This is a genomic window from Gilliamella sp. B3367 (assembly GCF_026536825.1).
Lineage (GTDB): Bacteria > Pseudomonadota > Gammaproteobacteria > Enterobacterales > Orbaceae > Gilliamella > Gilliamella apicola_E.
The window spans coordinates 58654-71083 of sequence record NZ_JAFNNJ010000007.1 but is presented as its reverse complement, the minus strand read 5'-3'; the positions used below and the strand labels follow the sequence as shown (position 1 = coordinate 71083).

11 protein-coding genes are annotated in these 12430 nt (G+C 34.0%); 6 read left to right on the top strand and 5 right to left on the bottom strand.

Annotation, left to right across the window (positions count from 1 at the left end):
- Positions 1-81: 81 nt before the first annotated feature.
- Together J3U23_RS10160 and syd are read right to left on the bottom strand one after the other, a co-directional pair.
- Complete coding sequence (locus J3U23_RS10160) at positions 82-1257, bottom strand: amino acid aminotransferase (protein WP_267339180.1); 1176 nt, start codon at positions 1255-1257, stop codon at positions 82-84.
- A gap of 128 nt (positions 1258-1385) precedes the next feature.
- Positions 1386-1937 carry a SecY-interacting protein gene (syd, locus tag J3U23_RS10155; protein ID WP_267339179.1) on the bottom strand — a complete coding sequence of 184 codons (552 nt, stop codon included), beginning with the start codon at positions 1935-1937 and terminating at the stop codon, positions 1386-1388.
- 700 nt (positions 1938-2637) lie between these two features.
- Here syd and rne point away from each other — a divergent pair.
- The 6 genes from rne to metA all read left to right on the top strand — a co-directional run bounded on the left by rne (position 2638) and on the right by metA (position 10080).
- Entirely contained in the window at positions 2638-5274 is a 2637-nt protein-coding gene (rne, locus tag J3U23_RS10150; protein WP_267339178.1) for a ribonuclease E, read from the top strand.
- Positions 5275-5336: 62 nt separating this feature from the next.
- Positions 5337-6266 (top strand): ABC transporter permease subunit, encoded by a 930-nt coding sequence (locus J3U23_RS10145; protein ID WP_267339177.1) that lies wholly within the window; start codon positions 5337-5339, stop codon positions 6264-6266.
- Positions 6259-7119, top strand: coding sequence for an ABC transporter permease subunit (locus tag J3U23_RS10140; RefSeq protein WP_065735240.1), 861 nt, complete (start codon positions 6259-6261; stop codon positions 7117-7119). Before J3U23_RS10145 ends, J3U23_RS10140 begins: the two co-directional genes overlap by 8 nt.
- A 2-nt stretch (positions 7120-7121) precedes the next feature.
- On the top strand, positions 7122-8111 hold the full coding sequence (gene sapD / locus J3U23_RS10135; protein ID WP_065561781.1) for a putrescine export ABC transporter ATP-binding protein SapD: 990 nt from the start codon (positions 7122-7124) through the stop codon (positions 8109-8111).
- 15 nt (positions 8112-8126) lie between these two features.
- Positions 8127-8939 carry an ATP-binding cassette domain-containing protein gene (locus J3U23_RS10130; protein WP_065561782.1) on the top strand — a complete coding sequence of 271 codons (813 nt, stop codon included), beginning with the start codon at positions 8127-8129 and terminating at the stop codon, positions 8937-8939.
- 208 nt (positions 8940-9147) lie between these two features.
- Positions 9148-10080 carry a homoserine O-acetyltransferase MetA gene (metA, locus tag J3U23_RS10125; protein WP_267339176.1) on the top strand — a complete coding sequence of 311 codons (933 nt, stop codon included), beginning with the start codon at positions 9148-9150 and terminating at the stop codon, positions 10078-10080.
- A 626-nt stretch (positions 10081-10706) separates the two neighbouring features.
- Here the strand turns inward: metA and J3U23_RS10120 are convergent.
- The 3 genes from J3U23_RS10120 to larB are packed head-to-tail and all read right to left on the bottom strand — an operon-like array spanning position 10707 to position 12426.
- Positions 10707-10907, bottom strand: coding sequence for a hypothetical protein (locus J3U23_RS10120; protein ID WP_065735238.1), 201 nt, complete (start codon positions 10905-10907; stop codon positions 10707-10709).
- 46 nt (positions 10908-10953) lie between these two features.
- Positions 10954-11733: a class I SAM-dependent methyltransferase gene (locus tag J3U23_RS10115; RefSeq protein ID WP_065735237.1), complete on the bottom strand. Its 780-nt coding sequence runs from the start codon at positions 11731-11733 to the stop codon at positions 10954-10956.
- A 15-nt stretch (positions 11734-11748) separates the two neighbouring features.
- Entirely contained in the window at positions 11749-12426 is a 678-nt protein-coding gene (gene larB, locus J3U23_RS10110) for a nickel pincer cofactor biosynthesis protein LarB (protein ID WP_065735236.1), read from the bottom strand.
- Between the last annotated feature and the right edge of the window lie 4 nt (positions 12427-12430).

Sequence of the window (12430 nt, the reverse complement as noted above, 5' to 3'; positions counted from 1 at the left end):
TTAAATAAAAAATGCCTATATATCATGATACAGCCCTTACAACTACAAATTAAATCGTCCAAAATTTTGCTAATAATATTTTTATAACACTTCAACTATTGATTCACAAAGTCTAGACATATTATCAATAGTCATTCCCGCAACATTGATACGACCTGAATTGACCATATAGATGCCATACTCATCACGCAATTTTATTACCTGTTCTTCACTTAAACCACTAAATGAGAACATACCATTTTGTTTAGCAATAAAGCTGAAGTCTTGGTTAGCACTTTTATCTTGTAGTGTTTTTACAAATAACTGTCGCATACGATGAATGCGTTGGCGCATACTGGTTAATTCGTCAATCCACTCTTCTTTTAGCTCATCATTATTTAAAATATAAGAGACAATTTTGGCGCCATGTGCTGGTGGATTAGAGTAATTGGCTCTAATAATAGTTTTTACTTGACTAAATGCTCGATCGGCAATTTCGCTATCAGCAGCAATTAAAGTAAACGCCCCAACACGTTCATTATAAAGTCCAAAGTTTTTTGAGTAAGAACTAGCAATTAGGAGTTCTGGTTGGTTATTGGCAAATAGTCTAAGTCCATATACATCTTCTTCTATTCCTTGTCCAAATCCTTGATAAGCTAAGTCGAATAGTGGTAACCAACCGTTTTTTAACGCTAATTCCGAAATAGCTTGCCATTGTTCAGGCGTTGGATCGATACCAGTTGGGTTGTGGCAGCAGCCATGAAATAGTACCGCATCACCAGCGACAACTTGACTTAAATCAGTCATTAAACCATCAAAATCTAGGTCTCGCGTTAATGGATTGTAGTAACGATATTCACGAACTTCTAAACCTGCGGTTTGAAATACGCTACGATGATTGGGCCAAGATGGATTACTTATCCATACTCGTTTTACTTTGGTACGTCGAGATAAAAAATCAGCCATAATTCGTAATGCACCAGTGCCTCCAGGTGCTTGAGCTGTTCTAGCTAGTTGATTTTCAGTACCAAATAGTAGAATTTGGGTAGCATTATTAAATGAGTTAAGACCATCAATTGGTAAATAACTTTTTGTGATTTCATCATTTAAAATCAGATGCTCAGCTTTTTTTACACTTTCTAAAATAGGTGTTTTGGTCGTCTCGTCTTTATAAACACCAACACTTAAATTGATTTTGTTAGTGCGTTCGTCCTTGTTATAAAGATCCGCTAAACCTAAAATGGGATCTGCAGGCGCTGCTAATAAATATTCAAACATAATATACCTATTTCTTTTTTTGAGCTTCAATGCATTATATACACATTGTTTGGCAAGTTACAATTTCGTTAACAATCAGGCTTCGAAGCAATAATTTTACCACTATTGGTGTTTTCAAATACAAATTGTTAACTTTCAATTTCAAGTTTTTCAAGAAATGATTTTAAATCAGGTGCCAATGTGATTAATTGTCCTGTTATTAAATCTTCTTTAACAATTTCAGCAGTTAAATTATTTATTGCAATAATTTCAGTGTCCTTATTAGTTGAGCCAATAAAAAGAGTCGGATGGCGTTTTAATTTTTTTTGCTGTGATAAATGCGCAATTAAATTCTGCTCTAAATTAGAGAAGTCGTCATCACTCCATGGTTGAAGTAAAATTACATCAATATCGGCAAACTTTGCAGCCATATTAGCCGCATATTGTGTGCCATAATAAATATGAGCGCTTTGATGTATTTTTATATTAATTATTTGTTCAACGATGGTTAAATTTCTTGGTGGAATAAGTAAATAAGGCTGCCAATAAACAGTAAGATTTTCGGTTTTTATAATACAAGGAGAAGGTAATGAATGTAACTCTTCACTTTTGGGTGCACCATCAAATTGAGCAATCCAACGATGGGTAAAATCAGTTAAGGCAATTTTTTCAGGTAATTCCATAGATAAATATTCGTTCATTTTGTAAGCAAATCTAAATTATATTATACGGATAAAATTAGGATATGCACCTGTGTTAATGTTAGGTTTGTAAATTACTAAAATAGGTCATAAAACTATCAGTAATGATGTAGAAAATTTAGACAAAATCAAATTTAGAAAACTAGCGACTAATGCTGCATTTTATTATACTTTTAGCCTATTTTATTGAGCGTTTAAAATTAATACTTAATTGTTTATAAAATAATCACTTTAATTTACTTGCTATCCTCTGCTGAAACGTGAATAATAGACAAGGATAATTTATCCTTGTAATGCAGCAATGGCGTTAGACATTACAGTTTGTCAAAATAAAATAGCGTAAGTAGAATTATTATAATTAATTAATATGTTTATTTTAAACAATCATATAAAGATTTAGTGGTTTGTTAAATTGTAGAAATTTGCAAACTCATCATTGAAATAATATCAATAATTGTATGTTTAGTGGTGTTCAAAAAGTATATAAGTGTTTTGAATGTAATATTACCTCTAAAAATGTATTGATGTTGTATATACGGATTTCACATAAAATAATAACAAAAATAACATAAATAAAATAATGAAATACTGTATACAAAATATTAAGTTAAGTACTATTGTTTATCATTGTTAAAATAAGCATTTATTAATAATAAGATTCTACCTACAGTTAATTTAGATTAATGAAGAGTGTAGAATAATGAAAAGAATGCTAATCAATGCAACCCAGCAAGAAGAGCTGCGAGTTGCCCTTGTTGATGGCCAACGCTTGTATGATTTAGATATCGAAAGCCTTGGTCACGAACAAAAAAAAGCCAATATTTATAAAGGCAAAATCACTAAAATCAACCCTAGTTTAGAAGCCGCTTTTGTTTCATATGGTGGTGAGCGAGATGGTTTTTTACCATTAAAAGAGATCGCAGAAAGCTATTTCCCTTCAAATATTTCTGGTCGGCGTAGTATTAAACATCTGCAAGAAGGCCAAGAAGTTCTTATCCAAATTGAAAAAGAGATTCGTGGTAAAAAAGGTGCTGCTTTAACGACTTATATCAGTTTAGCCGGTAGCTATTTAGTATTAATGCCAAATGACCCAAGAGCAGGTGGGGTTTCGCGCCGTATTGAGGGAGAAGAGCGTGCAGATCTAAAAAGAGTTATCGATGCGCTAGAAAAACCAAAGGGCATGGGTGTAATAGCTAGAACAGCGGGTGTGGGTAAAAGCCAAGAAGAGTTACAACAGGATTTAAATGCGTTAGTTAATTATTGGACAGCGATTCAAAATGAGTCAAAAAATCATCCAGCACCAAGCTTAATTCATAAAGAAAGTGACATTATTACTCGAGCATTTCGTGATTATTTACGTGATGATGTGGGTGATATTCTTATTGATAATCCTAAAGTACTGGAAATTGCAAAAAAACGATTAGCTGATTTAGGTCGTGTTGAGTATGTTAGTCGTCTTAAACTTTATGAAGGTGATGTACCATTATTTAATCATTTTCAAATCGAAGGTCAGATTGAATCGGCATTCCAACGGGAAGTTCGCTTACCATCTGGTGGTTCGATTGTTATTGATGCAACTGAAGCATTAACTGCGATCGATATTAACTCAGCTAAATCTATTCGTGGTAGCGATATTGAAGAGACTGCATTTAATACTAATCTTGAAGCGGCAGAAGAGATTGCTCGCCAATTGCGGTTACGTGATTTAGGTGGCTTGATTGTCATCGACTTTATTGATATGACGCCAATTCGTAATCAACGTGAAGTGGAAAATCGCTTAAAAGAAGCGATGAAAACCGATCGAGCAAGAATCCAAACCACTCGTATTTCCCGTTTTGGTTTGCTTGAAATGTCCCGTCAACGTTTAAGCCCATCTCTACGTGAAGCAACTCATCATATATGTCCTCGTTGTCAAGGAACGGGTACAGTTCGTGATAATAATTCATTATCACTTTCAATTCTTCGCTTAATTCAAGAAGAGGCGATGAAAGATAATACGGTTCAAATTGATGTGATTGTGCCAGTACCAATTGCTAGCTATTTGCTTAACGAAAAGCGTCGTGCGATTAATAATATCGAAAGAATGCATCCGGATGTTAAAATCGTCATTGCTGGCGATGAAGAAATGGAAACACCACTTTATAAAGTGATTCGTAAACGTAGTGGTGAAGAGACAGATGTATTAAGCTACAATTTACCTAAACTAATCCGTGAGCTTGAAGAGGAAGAAGAAGATCAAGTCGCTGAATTAGTGGTAGAGCAAGCTGTATTATCAGGTCCTAAAGTAGAAGCGAGTAAAGCATCTAAAGCGAAAAGTGAACCGAAAAAAGTTGAAAAATCTAGTGGCTTATTTGGTGGTTTATTTAAGAAAATTCGTCAGTTATTTGTTTCCGAAAAGGTAGAACCTAAACCAGAAGTTAAGCCTCAATCAAATAAAAAACGAGATAATCAACGCTCAAATAATAGACGTCAGCGTAATAATCGTAACAATTCAGCTGCAAATAATAATGTTGCAACTGATGAAGTTAAAGAGACTACACGCTCTAATCGTCGTACAAAACAAAATAATAATTCATCTAATGCTGCGAATAATATAAAAGCTGATAAAGTCGTTAATGAGGCGGCACAACCACCTAAGCAAAAAGAAGCGAAACCAAGACGTCAACAGCGTGCATTAACGAAGAGTGTTCGTGTTAAAAATAGTGATGTACCTGCTCAAGCTGAAAAAGTGTGTATCCCTACTTTATTATTGCCGGTTATTGTTCCTGAAACAGGCGATAATGCTGTAACTAACGATTCACAACCGAAGCGTCAACGAAGAACATCTCGTCATTTGCGTATGAATACACCACGGACTAAACGACGCGGTAAAAATAGCGAATTAAAACAGTCTGCAATGCCATTGCAATTTGCTGCTGCGTCATTAGAGCTTGCATTAGGCCGTGTATCGGTTGATTATAGTCAAGTTAGCCATGATGAATCGCTTAATGCTGGTCCAGTGATCCCTTCACTTTTATTACCAATCGTAATTAAAGATGATGTAGACATCGCTAAAAACGTAGTTGCTAGTGAATCTCAATCAAATATCACAACTCAAGCAAATATTGAGAAATCACCTACAACTCAGGTAACAACAGAATCTACAGCAGATCCTGCAGCGGGTTATTCATCATCAATAATGACTAAGGCTCCAGCTCCGGACTATGTGGAATCTGATAGTGGAATAAAAACACGAGAAGAGTTGGATTATCGTTATGACGGTAAAGGTAATGCTGGTGGATTAAGTGCTCAAGATCATGCTTATGCCGCAGCAAGTAAACCGGTCATACCTGAATAGCAGATAACTAAAACAACAGTGATGGATATCACTGTTGTTTTTACTCATAATAAAGATAAACAATGATTATCTATATTTTAAAAAAAATAGTGACGTTTTCATTTATTATCTGCGTACTTGCTCAGATCAGCTTTTGTCTGGTCTATTTTGATCCTCAATCTATTTTTAGTGATTTAACTTTTGTTGATGCCTATAATGCTTTTTTTAAACAATTACTACAAGGTCAATTTAGGTTAGTATCAGGTGAAACTTTACCATTTTTAGATACCTTATTAACAACGTTTGAACTTTGTATTTTAGCATTGCTTGTAGCTTTACTTATTGGATTACCTTTGGGTATTTTTCTAGGTTTAAGTAATATAAATTGGTTGAATACTACCATTCGTTTAGGCTGTTTAATCTTTTATTCTTGCCCGATTGTTATGCTCGCAACAATTGTAATGTTTTATCTTTCCTCGACAATGCCGATTTCAATGAACTTTGATATCGCACCATCAGTAACCGGTAGTTCTTTGCTAGATATTTTAATTTCATCAAGGCCAGATAAATTCACTGCATTGTTAGATCAGCTTCACTATTTATTTTTGCCAACAATTATTTTAGCTATTCAACCAAGTATTATGACCATTCAACTAGTCAGTGAAAATGTCAAAAATACTTCAAGACAAAATTATATTAAAATGGCAATTATCCGTGAACGTTCACCGTTTAAAGTGTTACGTCGACATTTATTACCAAATTCAATTCCGGCAACAATTCCACAATTGACATATAACACCACGACTTTATTATTTTTAACTATGGTTATTGAAATTTTATTCAATCGAGTTGGTTTAGGCCAATGGGTGATGATGGCTTATCGTAACCATAATTATTTTATTATTGCGATAGCAATTCTTGCGTGTGGAACAGTAATTAGTTTATTGACTTTATTAGGTGAGATAACAGCTATCGCTATTTATCCATTACGTCATAAGGAACATTATGTCTAGGATAATTTTGTTAGGTAAGCGAATAAATTCATGTTTCCAAAGACTTCATAGCAATTTATACCTGATCATAAGTTTTTATGGGGTTTTAGCAATTGCTTTTATTGCATTATCAACCAAATGGCTTTTTCATGCTCACTTGAACCCTATCTATGCAACTTCATTGCCTCCTGCTTGGTGGCCTAATGGAGATATTAATCATATATTAGGAACAACTGATCAAGGGCAAGATATTTTTGATTACTTATTAATTGGTTATCGGTCAACCATTTCAATGACTTTAAAAGCGGTTTTTTATGTCATCATAATCGGTGGAGTGATTAACTATTTAATGTTTTTTGTTTCATTTATTAGGCCTTTTATTTTATTTATTTTTAGATTTTTTATGGTCGTTCCGCCATTACTTGGTGTAATTGTTATTAGCTTGTTATTGGAAGATGATATTACCAATATTTTAATTGTGATTGGTTTATCCTATTCACCGCGCTTCATTTATAATATCCATCAACGTGTTATTAAGGAATGGAATAAAACCTATATTACTGCGTATCGACTCGATGGATTATCCTCATTTTCTATCTTAAATCATTATATTATCCCTAATATTTTACCCGTTTATTTGGCTGAAATTGTTTCATTATTTGGTTCAGTTATTTTAGCGATAACAACAATTACCTTTTTGGGTTTTGCTAATGATTTTTCTCGGCCAGATTTAGGCATGATGATGTTTAAGATGAAAGATATGATGGATGTTAATTTGCTTGCTTTTTTAGCTCCGGGTATTGCTGTGTCTACTACAATTACTTTGGTTTATTTATTCAATTTTGGATTATTTGGCCAGCGAGTAGGACATTAATTATGGCATTATTAGACATTCGTAATTTAACTATTGAGTTTATTACTCCAGATGGCCTTTTACGCGCAATTGATCGCGTGAATTTGAAGCTGTCTGAAGGCGAAATTCGAGGTCTAGTTGGCGAGTCTGGTTCTGGTAAAAGCCTTATTGCTAAAGCTATATTGGGTGTGACAAATCATAATTGGAAAATATCTGCTGATCGTTTTCATTTTAATGATATCGATTTACTTAAATTGACACCAAAGCAACGTCGAAAAGTCATCAGTGACCATATTTCGATGATTTTCCAAGAACCGCAGTCTTGCTTGGATCCCTCAATGAAAATAGGGCAACAGTTAATCGAGGCTATCCCACGAAGAACCTTTAAAGGACATTGGTGGCAGCGTCTATTTTGGCGTAAACATCGAGCTGTTGAATTATTACATCGCGTTGGAATTAAAGATCATAAAGAAATCCTTAAATCATATCCTTTTGAATTAACGGAAGGTGAATGTCAAAAAGTGATGATTGCAATTGCATTAGCAAACCAACCTAAGTTACTTATTGCAGATGAACCAACTAATGCTATGGAAGCAACAACTGAAGCGCAAATCTTCAGGTTATTAGCGAGTATGAATCAGAATATGGGGACGACTATTTTACTTATTAGTCATGATTTACAAATGGTTACTCGCTGGACAGATCGTATCAATGTCCTTTATTGTGGACAAACCGTTGAGGTTGCGGATAGTGAAGATTTAATAAAATCGCCTTATCATCCTTATACTCAGGCATTGATTTATGCTATACCTGATTTTGGTAAAGCCATGCCACATAAAAGCCCATTGAACACGTTACCAGGGGTTATCCCTTCATTGGAGCATTTACCTATTGGTTGTCGATTAGGGCCACGATGTCCTTATGCTCAAAAAAAATGTATTCAAGCACCTGAACTTATTCTTATAAAAGATCATTCTGTGGCTTGCCATTTCCCATTAAATACTGATGAGTAAATACAGGAATAGTTAATGAACCCAATATTAAAAGTCCGAAATTTATCAAAACGATTTAAAATTCCTAAAGGACTCTTTGGTCATTTACAAATTGATGCCGTTAAACCATTGTCGTTCTCGCTCAACGAAGGTAAAACACTCGCCATTATAGGACAAAATGGTTCAGGAAAATCGACACTAGCCAAAATGCTGGTGGGTATGATAAAACCAGATAGTGGGGATATTTGGATTGACGGTAATAAAGTTGAATATGGTGATTTTGTCCATCGGTCACAACTTATTAGAATGATATTTCAACATGTTGAAAGCTCTTTTGACCCAAGACTTCGTATTGGTCAATTACTTGAAATTCCACTTAAACGCAATAGCAATTATAGCGCTCTTGAACGTGAAAAATTGATTAGTGATGTTTTAAAACAAGTAGGCTTACTGCCTGAACATGCTTCTTATTATCCATCAGTGATGGCAGCGGGGCAAAAGCAACGCGTCGCATTGGCTAGGGCCTTAATTCTGAAACCCAAAGTTATTATTCTCGATGAAGCTTTAGCTGCGTTAGATATTTCAATGCGTTCACAGATTGTTAATTTGATGTTGTCTTTACAAGAAGAACAGAATATTTCTTATGTCTATGTAACACAAGATATTGGTATGATGAAACATATCAGTGACCAAATTTTAGTTATGCATAATGGTGATTTAGTTGAATATGGTAATACTGCTGAAGTCTTAGCTTCGCCATTAAGCGAAATCACACAAAAACTGATTAATAGCTATTTTGGTGAGGCTTTAACCGCAGATACTTGGCGGACCGATACTCGAATCATTTAAATTCTATTTTTACTATTTATATAACTATCATCACACTTATTTGTTAATTCATATAATCTGCTATTGTTCTGATTTTGTTTAAAATATTATATCTATTTTTTCTAACAAAACGCTCGACAATCTTTCTAAAAAACACTATATTTAGCTATATGGATTTCTAGACGTCTATTTGAAATGTTATAAAAAGTAATTAATAGGAGCTTTTAATATGCCTATATGTATTCCAGATTCATTACCGGCAGTAGATGTGTTACGTAATGAAAATGTATTTGTGATGACTTCAACTCGTGCTAATACTCAAGAAATTCGTCCACTAAAGCTTCTCTTCTTAAATTTAATGCCTAAAAAGATCGAAACTGAAAATCAGTTTTTACGTTTGCTTTCCAATTCATCTTTACAAGTCAATATTCAACTCTTGCGTATTGATCAACGTGAATCCAAAAATACCCCTGTAGAGCATTTAAATAGCTTTTATTGTGATTTTGAAGATATTCGTGAGCAGAATTTTGATGGTCTTATCATAACTGGCGCACCATTAGGTAAAGTCGCATTTTCAGATGTAGTGTATTGGCCAAAATTAGCTGAAATAATTACTTGGGCAAAAGATCATGTTACTTCAACAATGTTTGTTTGCTGGGCTGTACAAGCTGCATTAAATGTACTCTATGATATGCCAAAATTTACTCGCTCACAAAAATTGTCAGGCGTCTATCAACATCAAATCATACAACCTAATGCGCTTTTAACTCGAGGTTTTGACGATACTTTTTTAGCGCCACATTCACGTAATGCTGATTTTCCAATAGATAAAATTAAAAGTTATACTGATTTGACGATTTTAGCTGAATCAGATTTAACCGGTCCATATTTGATGGCAACTGCGGATAAACGTATGGCTTTTGTAACAGGGCATCCAGAATATGACTCCTTCACCTTAGCTAATGAATATAATCGAGATTTGAAAGCTGGAATAAATCCGGAAATTCCTTACAACTATTTTCCTGAAAATAACCCAAAATTAACGCCAAAAGCCACATGGCGAAGCCATGCTTATTTATTATTTAGTAACTGGCTCAATTATTATGTTTATCAATTAACACCATTTGATTTAACAACTCGCAATTTGACAATTGATGATTAAATGATGGGATAATTGACTTAGTAAATCTCCAAATTGAGTTTGAGTACCAAATTTATCTTTTATATTGAAATTATGTTAACCGTTACAAGCCTACTAAAATAGTGTGTTAAAATTCATTGAGTAGGCTTTTAGTATAATCACTGGTACTTGTGATAGTTGCGTTGTAGGGATTTGTTTAATCAGCTCGTCTTGATATAAAAAGCAATAGATTGACTAAGATAAGTTACAGCGTGTAGATCATGCGAGAGAAATAACTCAGTCAAAACTCTTGTAGTAGTGATTTCAGTAGATCTAAGCTCTTGAGTTGATGAACAACATCAAGGGAGCGGATAGGTTCATAAAGAACAATTAATGATGGATAGCTGTTAAATTCTACACCATTTAATTGTTTATTAAATAATACGTTAATTATTGTATATAAACTACTTCGTTTGCTAGCCTGGTTAATACCTGTTTATATGATTGTTAGTGTAAATTATCATCTGGCGTAATGAATAAAGTTGAAATCCATTTATCCAACTTTTTTGGGGTAATCCAAGTTGGACATGATAATCAGCATGAGTAGGTACTCAAAATGGTGAAACATAAGATTGAGGGTCACAAGGTTTACTTCAAGATACAATATATTAAATATCAAAACCACTGGCGCGTTGCAAATCTAAGTAAATCTGTTTTTCTTCACCTTGTAATATAAGCTCAGCACCAATGGCTTTTAAATCAGTTTGTATTGCTTGAGACAAGGTTTTATTAATCGCATTTTTAATAATAAAATTAAGTGTAATTTGTAGTCTTTGTCCGTTTTTTTCGCTATAAAGAGTATGAAGCATTTTATATAGTATGAATTAATAAAAATTTTCATAGTTATTATGCCTATTACTCTTTTTCTGCTCTGATCATAAACATTGGGGTAGAATGATAATTGATCTGCTCAATTTTATCCCAAACATTTTTTGATATATCAGTATCAATAAAGACTTTTTTATAACCAATTGACAATAAGGTATTAACATCCCATTGCGGTCTAATCTCTTGGCTTAATGGTAGTAATCTTGCAATGCGTTCCATCTCTTCGGTATCTGTTTGTACATAATGATCGTCTATATCTTGATTAGCCGTATTACGTCTGTCTCGTTTATATTGAAAATAGCGGTATTTATCAAACAAAAATAGATACCAGTTCGCATCAAAATTAAGTAATCGACCTCCTGAATTTAATACCCGATACCACTCTTGATAAGCTAATGTAGGGTTATTTAAGTTCCATGTGACATTCCGTAATACAATTAAATCAAAACTATTATCCTCGAATGGCAAGCATTGTACATCAGATAACACAAAATTAACCTCCACGCCATATTGTGTGGCGTTGTTTTGTGCTTGAACTAACATAGCTTCAGTCACATCAACTGCCGTTACATTATGATCGGCTAACGCTAGTATGATAGCCAAAAAACCAGGACCGGTTCCTACATCTAAAATGCGTAATTTTTCTTTTTTAGGGGCATGAGTTAAAATTAAATTTTGCCAAATAGTTCTTTTTTGTGTTGCCAGTTCTTCTTGATTAGTTTGACTATATCCTAGGGCTCGATTGGTCCAATAAATGATAAGATCTTTTACAATGTCCTCATCGCTATTGTTATATGGTTGTAACACTCGCTTTTCTCGCTTCTATATATTGTTTTTAATTATTTTTTTGTAAATTTTGATTGCTGCACAAGCAGCACCATATCCATTATCGATATTCATTGTCATAATTCCTCCGGTACAACTTGATAAACAAGCGTTAAGAGCAACATGACCTCCTGCGGCAACACCATAACCAATAGAGGTAGGAACGGCAATAATAGGGGTATCAATTAAACCAGCTAAAACAGTAGGTAAAGCTGCCTCCATACCTGCAATAGCAATAATTATATTGTAGGTTTGTAATTGGGGTAATTGTTGTTGCAGGCGCCATAATCCCGCAACACCAATATCTTGAAATAGATCGACTTTTATTCCGTGATAATTTAACGTCAGTTTTGTTTCTTCACAAATTGGGGCATCAGATGAGCCGGCAGAAACAATGGCAATATGGGTTGATTCCTCTTCAATTAATGGTTTTGGTGAACCAAATACAGCACATTGACAATTTTCATGATAATTGATTTTTGCTTGCCAATTGGGTTTTAAACGCTGATATTTTTGACTCGTTAAACGAGTAAACAGTAATGATTGTTGATTTTGCTTAGCAAGTGATAATATCGTTTCGAGTTGTTCAACTGTTTTATACTGGCAAAATACAGCTTCTGAGATGCCACATCGTTGAGGACGCTCAAAGTCCATGATAATATCCGGTGTTTTCATTTTT